Consider the following 15461-nt stretch of genomic DNA (forward strand, 5'->3'; position numbering starts at 1 on the left):
GCGATGAGGGGTTCGGGAAAGGCACGTTGCGGGGATGTTCGTGCTCGGGGTGCGGCCGTATCGCGGTCGCTTGTCCTGGCGCTGATGGGGGCGCTGCTCGGCGTGACGCTGTTGGCCGGCTGCGCAAGCTCCGACCCCGGTGAGCAACCCGCGAGCGACGCTGCATCTGCGCAGCAGGAACCCGCGGCGGAAATCGAGCAGCACGAGCTGAGCTTCGTCGTCGATGCCGAAGGCTCGGACCTTCCGGCGTCGGTGGGCATCCTCGTGACCGGCACGCAAGGCGACGGCGTCAAGGTGGACGACCGATACGAAGCGGCGCTCGGCAAGACGTACGCAACCGCGTATCCGGAGGGATCGTACGCCTTCGACGTCGATTCCGCGTCGTTGAAGCTGGGCGACGAGATATTCGCGGCGGTCCATGTCGCCTACGCGTTCGACGGCTCCGCAGATCATACCGTGCACATCAAGCTGGTGCGCGACGCCGAGGCCATGGCGGAAGCGCAGGCTGCGAAGGAGCAGGCTGCGGCCGCTGCTGCCGCCGCTGCGGAAGAGGAGGCAGCTGCAGCGGCGGCCGCGGCGGAGGAAGAGGCCGCTGCCGCGGTGGCCGAGCAGGAAGCGGCCGCAGCGGCGGCTGCGGCATCGGCTGGCGGCGGCGGGGGCGACACCGTGTACATCACGAAGACCGGCGAGAAGTTCCACCGCGACGGGTGCCGCTACCTGAAGAAGAGCCAGATCGCCATTTCGCGCTCCGACGCCGTTGCGCAGGGCTACGACGCCTGCTCGGTCTGCAACCCCTAAGCGTGCGGCCGTAGGTTCGCGGGCCGCGCGGTTGCCGCGGCATGGGCGCGGCCGTCCTTGCTCCGGAAAACGAGCGTACGTGGCAAGTTTTTTCGCGATTGCGGTGCATCGGCGCTGCGAACGACGTCGCGTGGCTCCCGATGGCCTCGCGGAAAATTCGCCACCAGGGCTTTTGCTCGGACGCGACGGCACGTCGCGCGCAGATTGCCGCGATTCGACCGCAATCGCGAAAAAACTTGCCAACCATGAACGAAAAAAGGTGCACAAGGTGGGGAAGGGCCCCGGAGGCGCGGAGTCCGTGGGACGAAGAAGCCCCGCCGGAAACGAAGAAGGGCCCTCGCCGGGGCCCTTCTTCGTTCGCGTGCGCCGCGCGCCGCGGCCCTTACGCGGGGCGGATGACGAGCTCTTGGATGAGGCTGTCGTCGAGGCTGCAGGAGCCGTCGGTGCAGTTCTCGATTTGGGCGAGCGCATGGATGATGGTGCCGTTGTAGTCGGCGTAGAAGTTCACCGTGCGCTCGTTCACCACGCGCGGGTCGAGCATGCCGAAGCCGCCGAACGTGAACTTGTTGTGGAAGAACATCTCGATGGCGTTGCGGCCGTACAGAAAGGAGTTCTGCCGCTTCACGATGGAGGGGCAGTAGTCGAACAGGCGACATTCCTCGGTGAAGCAGGCGGCCAGCGCCTCGTGATCCTTGCTCTGCATCGCAGACACGAAATCGTTGATGACCATGGTCGCCTCCTAGTAGACTTTCTCGGAATTGAGCAGGGCGTCGGTGCCGCCGTCCACGAACAGGACCACGCCGTTGATGCCGCTGGCCTCGGGGCTGGCGACGAACGCCATGACGTTCGCGATTTCCACCGGGTCCATGAGCGGCTCTTCGCCGAAGTGGGTGGGCACGGGGATGGCCTCCATGGCGGCGCGCTGCTCGGGCAGCATGTTGGCCGTCATGGCCGTGCGCACGTTGCCGGGCGCGACGGCGTTCAGGCGCACGCCGCGCGACGCCCAATCCGGGCTCATGCGCCGCACCCAACGGGCGAGGGCGTACTTGGTGGACGCGTAGTACACGTGCCCGATGGCCGGGTCGACGTCCTTCACGAGCTCGAGGATGCGGTCCTCGTCGGCGTGGTTGTTCAGCATGCCGGCCACGTCCATGCGGGCCGCGCCCTGGGCGATGGAGTTCGACGAGGTGACCACGCAGCTGCCGCCCTTTTTCTCAAGCAGGTCGAACACGCCGCGCGCCATCTCGGTGGCGCCGAAGTAGTTGAGCGAGATGATGAGCGAGATGGGAACCTTGCCGCCCGAGACGCCCGCGTTGCAGATCATGGCGTCGATGCCTTCGGGGTAGCGTTCGTGCAGCTCGGCGATGGCGCCCGCGCGCCCTTCCTTCGTGGCGAGGTTCGCGTTGATGTCGCCGCCGTTGAGGTCGATGTTCACCACTTCGTGGCCGCGTTCGCGCAGGATTTCGGCCGTCTTCGCACCGATGCCGCTCGAGGCGCCGGTGATGACGTAGATGCCCATGAGCCGTCCTTTCGTGCGGTCTGCCCGCCGAGGGGAGACCTTATTGATACGCAATACTATTACAATAAAAATCATAGCACGGGCACTCACCGGTTTGACGGCCTCAAGGTTAGCGGTAGGCGAACCGTCATGCGCGGCGAAGCCTCTTCGTCGGGCGGCGACGGCACGCGGGTCGCCCGGATGCTATACTGCGGTCAATCGCCCCTCGACGCTTGGAGGATGCCCCATGACTGTTTGGCACGAGCTGTTTCCCCTCGATCGCGAGCCTTCGATGGGCGATATCGTCGCGTACATCGACAACCCTCTGTGGGATTCGTTCACCGCGTTCATCGACGAAACGTACGGTGCTCAGCCGCGCATCGAGTACAGCCGCTGCGGCGGCGCCCCCGGTTGGAACGTGAAGTACAAGGCGCGCAGCCGGGCGCTGTGCACGGTGTATCCGCACGACGGGTTCTTCATCTGCATGGTGTCGGTGGGCTCGAAGGAGAAAGAGGAGGCCGAGGCGCTCGTTGCGGTGGCCGATCCGCACGTGCGCGCGGTGTACGAACGATCGGCCGACAGCAGCATGGGCCGGTGGCTCATGATCGAGGTCACGAGCGAGGCCATCCTGCGCGATGCGGAAGCGCTGCTGCTCCTGCGCGCCGCGCCGAAGGGAGCACGCGCATGATGCGAGATCCGGAACAGACCATCGGCAACCTCATCGACCACCAGAACACGTCGTTCGTGGGATCGGTGGACGAAGACGGCTTCCCCGAGATGAAGGCCATGCTGCCGCCGCGCAAGCGCGAGGGCATCCGCACGTTCTACTTCACCACGAACACCTCGTCCATGCGCGTGCGCCACTATCGCGCGCATCCCCAGGCGTGCATCTACTTCATGGACCGGCGCTTCTTCCGCGGCGTCATGCTCAAGGGCACCATGGAGGTGCTCGAAGACGCCGCATCGAAGGAGCTCATCTGGCGCGAGGGCGACGAGATCTACTACCCCGAAGGGGTCACCGACCCCGATTACTGCGTGCTGCGCTTCACGGCGGATCGGGGTCGGTACTACACGAACTTCAGCTCCGAGGACTTCCCGGTAGCCTAGCGGCGAGGCGTGCGGGCGCTAACGCTCCTTGTGCGTCTCGCGATAGCGGGCGAGGGCCGCGTCGTAGCTACCGGCCGTCTTCTTGAAGTAGATACCGTAGCCGATGGTGGCGATGGCGAAGATGGCGAGGAAGGTGATGAAGAACGACACGACCACCTCGATCTCGTGGGGGAACCAGTTGCCGAACCACCCGCAGGCGAACAGCGTGCCCGCGCCGGTGATGGCGAACCCGGTGAGCCGCAGCGGATACGCCAGCTTCTTGATGATGAGGCCGCTGAACCAGAAGCCCTGCAGGAACGAGAAGCAGATGCAGGCGATGAGCAGGGTGAGCGTGATGGTGAGACCCTGCGTGTCGGCGCCCGAGAGGCCGGCGTAGTAGTAGGCCATCGGCAGGCTCAGCGTCATGAAGATGGTGAAGATCACGCAGGTGCCAAGGGCGAATTGCTTGAGGAATGCTTTCATGGGATGCTCCTTTGCAGAGGCGGGCGGGTGCGTTAGAGGCCGAGCTTGCGCTTGATGGCGGGCGCGTACTGACGCGAGACGATCACGGCCTCGTCGTTGTCGAGCAGCAGCTGCAACCGGGCGCCCGGTTCGGGCCGGATGGCTTTGACGTGGTCGAAGTTCGCCAGCAGCTGCTTCGAGGCGCGGATGAACTCGGTGCCTGCCAGCTGGTCTTCCAGCTCGTAGAGCCTGAGCGGCGTCTGGTACACCGCGTCCTTCGTGTAGAGGAAGGTGCGACCGTCCACGGTTTCGGCGTAGCACACGTCGTCGAGGTCGAGGCGGTAGGTGGCGCCGTCGGACTCGCCGGTGAGTTTGCGGTCGAAGGTGCTCAGCCCGGCGACGATGCGCTGTACGCGCTCGTCGATGCGCGGGCAGGCGACCGTGACTTCGATGTCGACGAGCCGCGGGTTCTCGGTGATGGTGACGTTCATGGGCGTGCCTAACGTTGGGGCGGGCAGATGGTTGGCCAACGCCGTCAGTATGCCGAAAGCGCCGTGCGCGCACAAGGCCGCCCGCCGCGTGTTGCACGAGCGCATGCCCCAGTTGCACCGAAGCGCGCTCTCTTGCTATGATGTCCCGTGCGAAGGTGAAAACACGGTCCGGTTGGTAGTCCGGACGCGAAGCCGCCGCCGCGCTTGCGCGCGTCGTCGGTTTCGTCAGTAACCTGCCTCCTTGGTTGTCCGTCCTTCGCGGTACGTCATCATACAAGGAGGTCCAATCATGCAGGTCATCACCTCAACGACGCTGACCGTGCTCCACGACGGCCAATTTTGGGTCGGCATCTTCGAGCACGCTGACGAGGGACGCTACGGTGCGTGCCGCGTCGTGTTCGGCGCCACCGAGCCCACCGACACCGAGCTGCTGGCGTTCGTCTGCGCGCGCTGGACGCAGCTGCCGTTCAGCCTCGCCGCCGATCCGGCGCAGGGCCCGGATGCCGCGCTGTCCCATGCGAACCCGAAGCGCCGCCAACGCGAGGCGCGCAAGCTCGTCGAGCGCGCGGGCGTGGGCACGAAGGCGCAGCAGGCCATGAGCGCCAGCTACGAGCAGCACAAGGAGGAGCGCAAGGACGACGCGCGCGAGCGCCGACGGGCCGAAGCCGAGCGCCAATTCGCCCTCAAGCAGCAAAAGCGCAAAGAAAAGCACCGCGGCCGCTAGGGGGAAGGGCCCCGAGCGCAAGGGCATTTGGGACGGCCGTCGCACGCGCTGAGCCGCCGCTTGCCGACGTGGTGGCGATGGCGTGTGCGTTGGCGGTCAGTTTGGTGTCGTTACCCTATTTACCAGGGAAAACAGTGGTTCGGGGCGGTATGCTGTCAGCAATCGTCCCGCAGGGGACACGGCAAGAAGGAGGATGACATGCAGCCACCCTCATCGCTGCTGCTCTCCACGGGAGAGTTCGCCCGGATGTGCAACGTCAGCAAGGAGCTGCTCATCCATTACGATAAGGTGGGCCTGTTGAAGCCGAAGGAAATCGGCAAGAACGGCTACCGCTACTACTCGCTCAAGCAGCTGTACCTCATGGACGCCATCCGGTTCTTCCTCGACACGGGCATGTCCATGAAAGAGGTGAAAGCCTACCTCGACAACCGCACCACCGACCTCTTTCTCGAAACGACGCAGGCGGGCATCGAGAAGATGAAGAAGCAGCGCGACGTGCTCGACGCGCGCATCGGCATGATCGAGAAGATGCGCTACATCACGCAGCGCGCGCTGCTCTTCCCGAAGGACAAGCCGCGCCTGTCGTTTTGGGACGAGACGTGGCTCATCACCACCGACGTGAAGCTCGAGCGCACGCAGCAGTCGTTCGCGCAGGCTGTGAGCGAGCACGCCGAATTCTGCAAGTCGTCGGCCGGCGTGACGAAGTTCCCCTTCGGGCGCGCGGTGTACTTCCCCGACCTCGCCGATCCCGAAGACTTCTACTACACGAAGCTCATCACGTGGATTTCCCCGCCCGAACATCCGATGCTGTTGGGCGACCGCCTCGTGTGCAAGCAGCGCGGCAACTACGCGGTGATCCTCCATCAGGGCGGCACGAGCACGGTTGCGCAGTCCTACGCCAAGCTGCTGCGCTATATCAAGCGCGAGGGCTTCGAAATCATGGGCCCCGTGTACGAGTTCGACATGAACTCGTACCTCATGTCCGACTCGGCGGACGACTACCTCCTGCACATCTCGGTGCTCGTGGACGTGTAAGGAGCCGAAACGCGAAGCCGCCCGCGATCCGTAGGGAATCGCGGGCGGTTCGTTCGTGCGACCGATGCGGGCGGTGCGGCATCCCAGCAGGCTAGGCGCTCAGGCGCTTCGTCTCCTGGATGAGCTCATGCACCACGGAGGGCTCCGAAAGCGTGGAGATGTCGCACAGATCCTCCGTCTCCTGCGCGGCGATTTTTCGCAGGATGCGCCGCATGATCTTGCCGCTGCGCGTCTTCGGCAGCGCGTTGGTGAAGTGGATGATGTCGGGCGTGGCGATGGGCCCGATGTTCTCGCGCACGTGGGCGAGCAGGTACGCGCGCAGGTCGGCATCGATGACCGTGCCTTCCTTGACGGTGATGTAGGCGTAGATGCCCTCGCCCTTCACCGGATGCGGGCAGCCCACCACGGCCGCTTCCGCCACCTGCGGGTACGACACGAGCGCGCTTTCCACCTCGGCCGTGCCAATGCGATGCCCCGACACGTTCATCACGTCGTCGATGCGGCCCGTGATCCAGAAGTAGCCGTCTTCGTCGCGATACGCGCCGTCGCCCGTGAGGTAGTGGCCCGGGGTGGGGAAGTACACGTCCTTGTAGGCGGTCGGGTTGCCGTACACGCCCAGCATCATGCCCGGCCACGGTCGCGAAACCACGAGGCTGCCGCGCTCGCCGGCACCCGCTTCGGCACCGTCCGCGCCGATGACCTTCGGCTCGACGCCGAAGAACGGCAGCGCCGCCGACCCCGGCTTCATGTCCACGGCGCCGGGGATGGACGTGATCATCACGCAGCCTGTCTCCGTCTGCCACCACGTGTCAACGATGGGGCAGGTGCCGTGCCCAACCGTGGAGTAGTACCACATCCACGCCTTCGACGTGATGGGCTCGCCCACCGAGCCGAGCAGGCGCAGGCTGCTGATGTCGTGGTCGTTCACCCATCGGTCGCCGTCCTTCATCATGGCGCGCACCGCGGTCGGGGCCGTGTACAGGATGTTCACGCCGAACTTCTCCACGATCTCCCAGAACCGGTCGGGTTTGGGGAAGTTGGGCACGCCCTCGAACATGAGCGACGTCGTGCCGTTCGACAGCGGGCCGTACACGAGGTACGAGTGCCCCGTGATCCAGCCGGCGTCGGCCGTGCACCAGAAGATGTCGTTCTCCTTGAGGTCGAAGACGTACTTCGACGTGAGGGTGGCGTACAGCAGGTAGCCGCCCGTGCCGTGCAGGATGCCCTTCGGCTTCGCGGTGCTGCCGCTCGTGTAGAGGATGAACAGGGGGTCGTTCGCCTCCATGCGCTCGGGTTCGCACTGCGGCGCCTCGGAGGCCAGCACGTCGTCCCACCAGAAGTCGCGGCCGGCCTTCATGGCCGTGCGCTTCTCGATGCGGCGCACCACGACGCAGCTCGTGACCTCGGGGCACATGTCGAGCGCCTTGTCGCAGATTTCCTTGAGGCGCAGGATCTTGCCCGAGCGGTACCCGTAGTTGGAGGTGATGACCACCGACGCGCCCGAGTCGACGATGCGGTCCTTGAGCGATTCGGCGCTCAGCCCGCTGAACACGACGCAATGGATGGCGCCGATGCGCGCGCACGCCAGCATGCTGATGGCCAGCTGCGGCACCATGGGCATATAGAGCACCACGCGGTCGCCCTTCTTCACGCCGAGGTGGCGCAGCATGTTCGCGGCCTTGCACACCTCGCGGTGCAGGCGTTGATACGTGTAGATGTCCACCTCTTCGGTGGGCTCGCCCTGCCAGATGAGGGCGGCCTTGTTCCTGCGCGCGCCGCTGAGGTGGCGGTCGATGCAGTTGTACGACACGTTGAGCTCGGCACCGCGGAAGTAGCGGACGTAGGGTTCCTCAGCGTGGAAGTCGTACTCTTCAACGGCATCCCACGGCTTGAACCAGTCGAGGTGCTCGGCGGCCATGTCGGCCCAGAACGCCTCGGGCTCGTCGAGCGAGCGGCGGTACAGGTCGTCGTAGTCCTGTCGGCTCTTGATGAGGGCGTTGTAGCTGAACTCGGGCGACGGCTCGATGGTCGATTCGTTCTGGAGCATTTGTCTGATGAAGGCGTTGCGCGTGTTGCGGTTCATGGGAGACTCCCTTCTGGGCGGGTGCGACGGGGCGAAGCGTGTTAGGCAACCAGGGGATACTGCTCGGGGCTGCAGGCGCTGATGTTCGATTCCAAATCGGGACGGCGGTGCATGAGGTGGGCGCGTGCGTCCTCGAGCAGCACGGTTTCGTGCATGCTCGTGCAATCGTAGAGCGCCTGGCACAGCGCGCCCACCGTGGTGACGTCGCCGTGCGCGGGCCAGTCGTAATCGCTCATGTCCATGAGCGCCACCGCGAAGGCGACGAGGTCCTTCTCGTCCAGGCAGGGGACGAGGCGTCGTGCGTCATGCGGGTCGAGGGGCGTGCGGTCGCACAGCTCGTCGATACGATGAAGGGCGTCTCGCCTGACGAACTGCGGGAAGGCGTTCGCCGCGTTCGTCTCGTTCGCCGCGATGGCAAGCAGCAGGTCGACGTCGTCGATGGTGGAGATGGCCACAATCTTGGCCACGCGGCTCACCTCGACGTTCGCGAGGAGCGCCAGCAGCTCGGGGGCGCGCAGCTCGCGCAAGGCGGTGCGCAGGGCGTCGCCGCGTTGCATGCCGATGGACACGGCCTTGCGCGCGCTGACGGCGTCGAGCAGCTCGTTCGAGGTCCAGAACTTCCGTACACTCATTTCCTTGTTCGTTGCTTTCATGACCGTCCTCCTGTTCGTAATGCCGGGAATTGCGGGGTCGGGAGTCAGGTGCTTCCGTGCGGTCATCATGGGGGCTGTAACAATTACAGGGTCAATGAACGCACGGTAACGGTGCCCGCGATTGGCGGATTCTCGGCTGCGAACGGTCGGTTTTTCGCAGAAAGCAGGTTAGAACAAGGAGGTTTGCGTCCCTATCGGGCGCGCGGGCTTGTACGCGGCGATGATGTCGGGCATGCGCCACAGCAGGCCGTGCTGCTTGCAGAGGGCGCGGAACAGGGCGCGGTTCTCGTTCGCGCGCGGGCTGTTGCAAACGTAGCGCTCGCCGAAGGCCTCGCGGTAGCGCGCGGGCAGCGCAGGGTCGACGGCGGCGATGCGCTCGAGGAAGTGCGCGCGCTGCCGGTCGCGCATGGTGACGCCCGTCATATGGTAGACGAACCGCGCGCCGGCCGCCGCCGCGCCCTCCACGATGCCGCGCACGGTGGCGTCGTCGTCCGTCACGAACGGAAGCGTCGGCGTGAACAGCACGCCGCAGAACACGCCGGCGTCCGCGAGCTGCGCGAGCGCGGCGAAGCGCGCGCTCGGCAGCGGGGCGTGCGGCTCGATGAGCCGGGCCAGGTCGTCGTCGGGCGTGGTGATGGTGATCTTCGCGACGGCGCCGCCGCGCTTCCCGATGGCGCTCAGCAGCTCGGCGTCGCGCGTGATGAGCGTGCTCTTCGTGTCCACCGATACGCCGAACCCGAACTCGTCGATCAGCTCGAGCGCCCCGCGCGTCACCTCAAGCGCGCGCTCGTGCGGGTTGTACGTGTCGGACATGGCGCCGATGCCCACGATGCCGCGCGTGCGGCGGCTGCGCAGTTCGCGCCGCAGGATGGCGAGCGCGTCGAACTTCACGCTCACCTGGTCGAAGTTGTCGATGCAGTAGCACTCGCTGCGGCTGTCGCAGTAGATGCACCCGTGGCTGCAGCCGCGGTACAGGTTCATGTTGTAGTCGATGCCGAACCACTCATCGCCGCGATGGCGCACCTTCTGCAGGATGGACCGCGCGCGCACGGTGGGGCAGGGCGCCTCGCTCATGCGCGCTTCACGGGGTGGCGGATGACCGTCTTGAGGTTCTCCGGCTTGGAGCGCCGCGGGTCGCCCAGGTAGATTTCGTGGTGCAGGCGCACCGCGGGCACGCCGCCGTCGGCGTCGAGCAGGGCCAACAGCTCGTCGGCGCTCGCCGGGTTCGCGATGTCGTCGGCGTACTCCGACGCGGCGATGAACGCCTCCATCTGCGCGATGGTGGCGGGCTCGTCGTCGTAGGGGCCCTTGTGCATGATCTGCGCGCACGGCCCTTCGGCGAAACGTCCGAGGTGGGCGCGCGCCAGGTCGAGCTGCGGCTTCTTCGCCGCCACCTGCTCGGCGGCCCATGCGAACACCGCGGGCGTCACGAAGTCGGGCAGGCGGATCATCGAGATCCAGGAAAACGCGTCCTTGTCGAGGATGCGCGTGCCGTCGAAGGCTTCGTCGGTGGTCCACCACAGCCCCTCGAGGGGCGGCACCGCGTAGTCGAAGTAGCCCTCCGGCTGCCACGAGCCCATCTTCGACATCTTGATGGTGAACGAGAAGGCGTACAGCAGGCCGAGCGCATCGCTGTACGAACCGTTCTCCTCGTTCGGGTTGCCCGTGCCGGCCACCATGACGAAGCTCATGGGCGGCACGTCGATGAAGGCGGGCTTGGTTTTCGGCAGGTAGAGGTCGGGGTAGGCCTTTTTGAAATCGAATGCGCCAGCCATGGGAGTCTCCTCGGTTTTCTAGTTTTTCCAGCGATCGAGGGTGGGCAGCAGCGCTTCCAGGTAGGCGCGCGCCTCGTCTTCGGTGAAGGGAGCGTCGGGACCCGTCATGTTCTGCACGCAGATGTCCACCATCTCGTCCATGGTGCATTCCCCCCGGTAGGCTCCGTTCGCATAGCACCACGTGCAGTGGTGCTCGCTCGGCGTGCCGTCGGCTTCCGTGCCCCGCAGGCTCTCGTCCGACAGCGGCATGCCGCAGCTTTGGCACACGGCTTGCAGCGGCATGTCGAGCAGCGCCTCCACGGGCACGTGGAAGGTGGTGGCGATGAGCTTGAGCACGTCGATGCCCGGCTGCGTGTCGCCGCATTCCCAGCGCGAGACGGCCTGTCTCGTGACGAACAGGCGCTCCGCCATCTCGGCCTGCGTGAGGCCGCTTCGTTCCCTGATCTCGATGAGCGTGTCCTTGATGGCCATAGGGGCGTCCTTTCCCGGGGTATCGATGCGTCCCTTCATGGAACCACGATGCGCGAGGCCCCGTCAAGCAACAGCCGGTTGCCTCGCGCATCGCGGGGTGGTGCCGCTCTCCGCTAGCGCAGCGCCACGAAGATGTCGATGTCGGCGCAGGACATGTCCTCGCCCGGCAGGTACGCCTCGAAATCGCCGGTGAACGCGCGCTTCGCCGTGAGCTCCTCGTCGGCCCACACGGCCTCCCACACGTCCTGCACGCTCTTCACGCAGTCGCCGCCGCGGATGGCGAACTTCGCGTAGCGCCCGGCCGGAATGGCCTGGGCCCGCATGCCCTCGGGCGCGGCGCCGTCGGTTTCGCAGCCGATGAGCATTTCGTAGCTCATCTCGTTCAGGTCGTAGTCGAAGTACAGGCCGAAGCAGCCGTACGGGGCAACCTGCACGTCGGGGATGGCGCGGTTCATGCCCTCCTCCATGAAGCGCTGCCACAGCTGGCCGATGGCCGAGCCTTCGTCGGGCGAGCCGTTCGACAGGCGGATGGTGGGGCCGACGACGGTGCGGGCGGGAAGTTCGACGATGTCGTAGTGCATGGTTCGTATCCTTTCGTTGGCGGTGCTGACAAAAGACACGATACCGAACATAACCGGACAGGGCGTGTCCGGTTATGCGAGATTGTTTTCATCGTATCGCCGCGCGACGGCGGCGGCTTGGGTGCGCAGCCAGGTGCGGAGGTCGGGCGGCTCGAGCACTTCAAGCAGCGGGCCGAACGACAATAAGTAGTAGCGCGTGCGCTCGGTGATGGAGCAGTCGAGCACCACGCGCCAGCTGCCGTCGGCCTCGCGGGCGATGGAGTCGGGGGCGAACTCCTCGCGCACGCGCGGTTCGGCCTCGGGCGCGAAGCGCATGACCAGGCGGTCGCTACCCTGCATATACCCGCCTTCGTCGAAGGCGGGCGGCACGCGTGCCTCGAACGTGTCGGGTAGCGCTTCGAGCGTTTCCCACATAATGCGGAACAGCTTGAACGTGCGCCAGTCCTGCCGCTCGCGGCACCAGGCGCGCAGGTACCACGACGATTCCTTGAACACGAGTTGCGCGGGTTCCACGATGCGCTCGGTGCGGCGCCCGGCGGCGTCGAGGTAGGCGAAGGCCAGGGGGTGGCGCCCGATGGTGGCGTTGCGGATGACGTTGAACGCCGCGCGGTACTGCGGCGGCGCGCCCCAAAACGAGAAGTCCATGTCGAGCCAGTCGACGTTCTCGCGTTGGAAGAGCCGCCCGAGGCGCGCGGCCGTCACGTCGCTCTCGTCGCCTGCCGCGCCGGTTTGGTTGAGCGCCGCGATGGCGGCCATGATGTCGCTCTGCTCGCGTTCGCTCAGCACCGAGCGGTCCAGCACGTACCCGGGCATGAGGTGCACGCCGCCGCCTTTGCCGCGCGTCATGTAGACGGGCACGCCGGCCGCCGACAGCGCGTCCACGTCGCGGCGCACCGTGCGCTCGGATACCTCGAGCTTCGCCGCCAGCTCGGAGGTGGTGGAGGTGCCGCGGTCCATGAGCAGGTAGACGATCTCGAACAGGCGTTGAGGCTGCATGGCGAATCCGTCAGCGATCCGCGAGCGCGACGTTGAGGCGGTCGAGCACCTGCTGCGCGTCGGCGGAGCGGGTGCGCAGGAGCTCGTCGAACGGCACGGGGTCGGCCGGCTGCTCCCGCGGCGCGTTGATCTCCTTCGAGAACCAGGTCACGTCGTGCCAGGCGCCGTTCTTCCAGCCGGCGTGCCGCTGCTGCCAGGAGGCGTCGAATCCGAGGGACCGATGCAGTCGCTCGCTCGCTCGGTTTGGCACGGTGACCAGGCCGTACACGCACACGATACCCTGCAGGCGCACGAGTTCGACAAGCGCTTCGTAGACGGGGGTGCCCCATCCGCGCCCGGTGGCCTCCGGCGCCAGGTAGATGGACAGCTCGGCGTTCCAGCGGTAGGCGGCGCGCTCGGCCAGCGCGTGCGCGTAGGCGAACCCGGCCACGCGCCCGTCGCATTCGACGACGAAGCACGGGTAGCGTGGCACGACGGCGTCCATGCGCGCGGCAAACTGCGCAGGGGAGGGCACGGCCACGTCGAAGGTGATGGGGGTGTCGACGTACGGCGCGTACACGCCGCGTATCGCTTCGAAGTCGTCGCGCGTGGCGAAGCGCGCCGTCGGGTGTGTTTCGTGCCGGGCCATCCTGCCGTCCTTTCGTGCCATGAGGTGGGCTCCCATACTAGCACGACCCGCTGCACGCCGATGGCGTGGAGGCTCGGCTGGACGACTAGCACGGGGAGGTTGTGTGCGCGGGCGTGGCTCTCATATGTTGTTTGTTCGTTGCACACTTGTATCCCGGCGTTCGTTAGGGAATACTGCTCTGACGAGCTGAGCGCACCTGCGTTCGGCGTATGGAGAACCCCGACACGAGCCAGCCGGAAAGGCCACCGTGGTAGATAGTTTCAAAAGGATTCGACATCGCATCAAGCGCCGTCTGAAGCACTCGCCCGCTTTGGTGGCGGGCGTGATCGTGGGCGCTCTTGCCGTGCTGCTCATCGGCGGGTGGGCGGTTGCGGGCAACGCCGCGCACGTCGATCAGCCCATCATGCCCGCCATTGCCGACGAGAACGACGACGAGAAGCCCGAAGCCGCCGCGCCGGCCGAAACCGACGCCGACGATACGCCCGACCCCCGCATCGTCGCCGACGATGCGCGCACCGCGCTCGACGCCGCATCCGGCACCGACGAGGTCAACCGCTTCAACTCCACCACCGGCATCGCGCGCACGTTCGCCTCCGAGGAAATCCCCGAGATCGAAGCCGCGGTTGCCGCGTACCACGATGCGGGTTACGAGGTGGGCTTCGTCATGTACGACCTCACCACGAGCGAGGGCGTCGGGTACAACGCCGACGCGCAGTTCTTCTCGGCAAGTACCATCAAGGCGCCGTTCGTGGCGTTTGCGGCGCAGAGCATGGTGGACGGCGGCCAGGCATCGTTCGACGAGGAAATCGTCGAAGACGTGATCCTCGACGGGACGGGCGTCATGTCGTCGGACAACATCGACCGCTACGACCTGCAAACCGTCATGAGCAACACCATCGTGCATTCCGACAACACGGGCTACGGGCTGCTGCGCGAGCGCTTCAACGAAGGCGGCTTCGAGGCCTGGTGCGCCGATGCCGACGTGGACGCCGCGGCGTGGCAGGGCGAGTGGTACCCGTACTACACACCGCGCGACCTGGCGAAACTGTGGCTCAACATAGGCGCGTACGTGGCCGAGGGGCAGGGGAGCGCTTCCTGGTACGCCGACCTGCTGCTGCAAACCGACTCGTCGTTCTTGCGCAAGGCGCTCGGCGAGCGCCACCAGGTTTTGTCGAAGCCCGGCTACGAAATAGACACGCCCTGGTACGACATGGGCGCCCTCAACGACGCGGGCCTCGTGCTCGTCGATAATGACGCCTACGTCATCGCCATCATGTCCGATGTCGATTATGATGACGAGTACTTTACCGATAACGAGTACCTGATCGTCGATCTTGCCAGCGCGCTCGGCGCCACGCACGATCGCATGATGCTCGAAGGAGGCGCCGTATGAGAGCCATAGCACGAGCATGCACCCCGGAGGCGCTGTTGTCGCTTGCGCTCGCTTGCGCGCTCGCCCTGATCGGCTTGGGGCTGGGCGCGGGCGCCGCGCCGCGCGCGTGGGCCGACGAAGCCGAAGAGGCGCAGCAGGCCGTCGACGACGCGCAGGCCACGCTCGACGACGCCGAGCAGCGCATGGAGAGCATCTCGGACGACTACGACGCCATCAAGCAGGAAGTGGACGAGCTGCAGGCGCGCGTCGACGAGATTGCCGCGCAGGCGCTTGACGCGCAGCAGGCGGTGGTCGAAGGCCGCACGGCGCTCGGCAAGGCGGCCGTGTACGAGTACCGCGACGGCGGCTCGGCGCAGTCGCTGCTCACGCTCGTCCTCGAGGCGCGCGACTTCAACGAGCTCACCCGCAACCTGTCCTACCTCGGCGCGGTCATGCAGTACCATGCCGACGAGGTCGAGGCGCAGAAGGAGCGCTCGGCGACGTACGAGAAGCTCATCGATGATTTGAACTTCCAGAAGAACGAGCAGGAAAAGAAGCTCCAGGAGCTCGAAGCGAAGCGTGCCGAAGCCGAGAGCGTGGTGAGCGAGGCGAACTCCAAGCTGGAGAACGCGCAGAGCGACCAGGCCTCCCGTCTCGAGGCGCTCCGCAAGATGGCCGAGGAGCTGGCAGCGGCGGAAGGGGCCACCGAGCCCGTCATCGACGAGAGCGCGAACACCATGGGCCGCGAGGACGTGGTGGACCCCGGCACGCAGGTGGAGCCGAACCCCGACCCCGCTCCTCCCGCACC

The 15461-nt window shown here is 66.1% G+C and carries 19 protein-coding genes; 7 read left to right on the forward strand and 12 right to left on the reverse strand.

Translation table 11 applies throughout. The features are described 5' to 3' along the window. Positions 1 to 84 precede the first annotated feature (84 nt). A complete protein-coding gene (locus C1876_RS15110; RefSeq protein WP_114547556.1) occupies positions 85 to 798 on the forward strand; it encodes a hypothetical protein in 714 nt (237 codons plus the stop codon). A 382-nt stretch (positions 799 to 1180) separates the two neighbouring features. Here the strand turns inward: C1876_RS15110 and C1876_RS15115 are convergent, their stop codons facing one another. Together C1876_RS15115 and C1876_RS15120 are read right to left on the reverse strand one after the other, a co-directional pair. Beyond that, the gene (locus C1876_RS15115; protein ID WP_114547557.1) at positions 1181 to 1528 is read right to left on the reverse strand and encodes a Cif family virulence factor; all 348 of its coding nucleotides are present in this window, start codon (positions 1526 to 1528) and stop codon (positions 1181 to 1183) included. Between the two features lie 9 nt (positions 1529 to 1537). After that, on the reverse strand, positions 1538 to 2317 hold the full coding sequence (locus C1876_RS15120; protein ID WP_114547558.1) for an SDR family oxidoreductase: 780 nt from the start codon (positions 2315 to 2317) through the stop codon (positions 1538 to 1540). A gap of 226 nt (positions 2318 to 2543) precedes the next feature. Here C1876_RS15120 and C1876_RS15125 point away from each other — a divergent pair, with 226 nt between their 5' ends. After that, complete coding sequence (locus C1876_RS15125) at positions 2544 to 2984, forward strand: DUF3788 domain-containing protein (protein WP_114547559.1); 441 nt, start codon at positions 2544 to 2546, stop codon at positions 2982 to 2984. Continuing rightward, on the forward strand, positions 2981 to 3403 hold the full coding sequence (locus C1876_RS15130; RefSeq protein ID WP_114547560.1) for a pyridoxamine 5'-phosphate oxidase family protein: 423 nt from the start codon (positions 2981 to 2983) through the stop codon (positions 3401 to 3403). The genes C1876_RS15125 and C1876_RS15130 overlap by 4 nt, the downstream gene beginning before the upstream one ends. Positions 3404 to 3421: 18 nt before the next feature. Here the strand turns inward: C1876_RS15130 and C1876_RS15135 are convergent, their stop codons facing one another. After that, on the reverse strand, positions 3422 to 3865 hold the full coding sequence (locus tag C1876_RS15135; protein WP_114547561.1) for a DUF3021 family protein: 444 nt from the start codon (positions 3863 to 3865) through the stop codon (positions 3422 to 3424). Between the two features lie 32 nt (positions 3866 to 3897). Beyond that, complete coding sequence (locus C1876_RS15140; RefSeq protein ID WP_114547562.1) at positions 3898 to 4335, reverse strand: LytTR family DNA-binding domain-containing protein; 438 nt, start codon at positions 4333 to 4335, stop codon at positions 3898 to 3900. A gap of 289 nt (positions 4336 to 4624) precedes the next feature. On the opposite strand from C1876_RS15140, the gene C1876_RS15145 reads away from it, so the two are divergent. Beyond that, complete coding sequence (locus tag C1876_RS15145; RefSeq protein WP_114547563.1) at positions 4625 to 5059, forward strand: YjdF family protein; 435 nt, start codon at positions 4625 to 4627, stop codon at positions 5057 to 5059. 198 nt (positions 5060 to 5257) lie between these two features. Then, positions 5258 to 6094 carry a MerR family transcriptional regulator gene (locus tag C1876_RS15150; protein ID WP_114547564.1) on the forward strand — a complete coding sequence of 279 codons (837 nt, stop codon included), beginning with the start codon at positions 5258 to 5260 and terminating at the stop codon, positions 6092 to 6094. 91 nt (positions 6095 to 6185) lie between these two features. Here the strand turns inward: C1876_RS15150 and acs are convergent, their stop codons facing one another. The 8 genes from acs to C1876_RS15190 all read right to left on the reverse strand — a co-directional run bounded on the left by acs (position 6186) and on the right by C1876_RS15190 (position 13281). Then, positions 6186 to 8177, reverse strand: a complete 1992-nt coding sequence (acs, locus tag C1876_RS15155) for an acetate--CoA ligase (protein WP_114547565.1) — start codon at positions 8175 to 8177, stop codon at positions 6186 to 6188. A 41-nt stretch (positions 8178 to 8218) separates the two neighbouring features. Then, positions 8219 to 8830, reverse strand: a complete 612-nt coding sequence (locus C1876_RS15160) for a hypothetical protein (protein WP_114547566.1) — start codon at positions 8828 to 8830, stop codon at positions 8219 to 8221. A gap of 168 nt (positions 8831 to 8998) precedes the next feature. Next, positions 8999 to 9904, reverse strand: coding sequence for an SPL family radical SAM protein (locus C1876_RS15165; RefSeq protein WP_114547567.1), 906 nt, complete (start codon positions 9902 to 9904; stop codon positions 8999 to 9001). Beyond that, a complete protein-coding gene (locus C1876_RS15170; protein WP_114547568.1) occupies positions 9901 to 10605 on the reverse strand; it encodes a GyrI-like domain-containing protein in 705 nt (234 codons plus the stop codon). Before C1876_RS15170 ends, C1876_RS15165 begins: the two co-directional genes overlap by 4 nt. Before the next feature lie 18 nt (positions 10606 to 10623). Continuing rightward, complete coding sequence (locus tag C1876_RS15175) at positions 10624 to 11076, reverse strand: zinc ribbon domain-containing protein (RefSeq protein ID WP_114547569.1); 453 nt, start codon at positions 11074 to 11076, stop codon at positions 10624 to 10626. A 113-nt stretch (positions 11077 to 11189) separates the two neighbouring features. After that, positions 11190 to 11657, reverse strand: a complete 468-nt coding sequence (locus tag C1876_RS15180; RefSeq protein WP_114547570.1) for a GyrI-like domain-containing protein — start codon at positions 11655 to 11657, stop codon at positions 11190 to 11192. Positions 11658 to 11729: 72 nt separating this feature from the next. Beyond that, positions 11730 to 12653 carry a helix-turn-helix transcriptional regulator gene (locus C1876_RS15185; protein WP_114547571.1) on the reverse strand — a complete coding sequence of 308 codons (924 nt, stop codon included), beginning with the start codon at positions 12651 to 12653 and terminating at the stop codon, positions 11730 to 11732. A gap of 10 nt (positions 12654 to 12663) precedes the next feature. Next, positions 12664 to 13281, reverse strand: a complete 618-nt coding sequence (locus C1876_RS15190; RefSeq protein WP_114547572.1) for a GNAT family N-acetyltransferase — start codon at positions 13279 to 13281, stop codon at positions 12664 to 12666. Between the two features lie 247 nt (positions 13282 to 13528). Between C1876_RS15190 and C1876_RS15195 the strand changes: the two genes are divergently transcribed. After that, positions 13529 to 14674 carry a serine hydrolase gene (locus C1876_RS15195; RefSeq protein ID WP_227113188.1) on the forward strand — a complete coding sequence of 382 codons (1146 nt, stop codon included), beginning with the start codon at positions 13529 to 13531 and terminating at the stop codon, positions 14672 to 14674. Further along, positions 14671 to 15461: coiled-coil domain-containing protein (locus C1876_RS15200; protein ID WP_114547573.1), on the forward strand; the 791-nt coding region annotated here is incomplete at its 3' end. The genes C1876_RS15195 and C1876_RS15200, both read left to right, overlap by 4 nt.

The organism is Eggerthella sinensis (assembly GCF_003339815.1).
Lineage (GTDB): Bacteria > Actinomycetota > Coriobacteriia > Coriobacteriales > Eggerthellaceae > Eggerthella > Eggerthella sinensis.

Coding starts and splice junctions, on each gene's coding strand:
- C1876_RS15110 (WP_114547556.1), top strand. CDS start 85: ATGGGGGCGCTGCTCGGCGTGACGCTGTTGGCCGGCTGCGCAAGCTCC.
- C1876_RS15115 (WP_114547557.1), bottom strand. CDS start 1,528: ATGGTCATCAACGATTTCGTGTCTGCGATGCAGAGCAAGGATCACGAG.
- C1876_RS15120 (WP_114547558.1), bottom strand. CDS start 2,317: ATGGGCATCTACGTCATCACCGGCGCCTCGAGCGGCATCGGTGCGAAG.
- C1876_RS15125 (WP_114547559.1), top strand. CDS start 2,544: ATGACTGTTTGGCACGAGCTGTTTCCCCTCGATCGCGAGCCTTCGATG.
- C1876_RS15130 (WP_114547560.1), top strand. CDS start 2,981: ATGATGCGAGATCCGGAACAGACCATCGGCAACCTCATCGACCACCAG.
- C1876_RS15135 (WP_114547561.1), bottom strand. CDS start 3,865: ATGAAAGCATTCCTCAAGCAATTCGCCCTTGGCACCTGCGTGATCTTC.
- C1876_RS15140 (WP_114547562.1), bottom strand. CDS start 4,335: ATGAACGTCACCATCACCGAGAACCCGCGGCTCGTCGACATCGAAGTC.
- C1876_RS15145 (WP_114547563.1), top strand. CDS start 4,625: ATGCAGGTCATCACCTCAACGACGCTGACCGTGCTCCACGACGGCCAA.
- C1876_RS15150 (WP_114547564.1), top strand. CDS start 5,258: ATGCAGCCACCCTCATCGCTGCTGCTCTCCACGGGAGAGTTCGCCCGG.
- acs (WP_114547565.1), bottom strand. CDS start 8,177: ATGAACCGCAACACGCGCAACGCCTTCATCAGACAAATGCTCCAGAAC.
- C1876_RS15160 (WP_114547566.1), bottom strand. CDS start 8,830: ATGAAAGCAACGAACAAGGAAATGAGTGTACGGAAGTTCTGGACCTCG.
- C1876_RS15165 (WP_114547567.1), bottom strand. CDS start 9,904: ATGAGCGAGGCGCCCTGCCCCACCGTGCGCGCGCGGTCCATCCTGCAG.
- C1876_RS15170 (WP_114547568.1), bottom strand. CDS start 10,605: ATGGCTGGCGCATTCGATTTCAAAAAGGCCTACCCCGACCTCTACCTG.
- C1876_RS15175 (WP_114547569.1), bottom strand. CDS start 11,076: ATGGCCATCAAGGACACGCTCATCGAGATCAGGGAACGAAGCGGCCTC.
- C1876_RS15180 (WP_114547570.1), bottom strand. CDS start 11,657: ATGCACTACGACATCGTCGAACTTCCCGCCCGCACCGTCGTCGGCCCC.
- C1876_RS15185 (WP_114547571.1), bottom strand. CDS start 12,653: ATGCAGCCTCAACGCCTGTTCGAGATCGTCTACCTGCTCATGGACCGC.
- C1876_RS15190 (WP_114547572.1), bottom strand. CDS start 13,281: ATGGCCCGGCACGAAACACACCCGACGGCGCGCTTCGCCACGCGCGAC.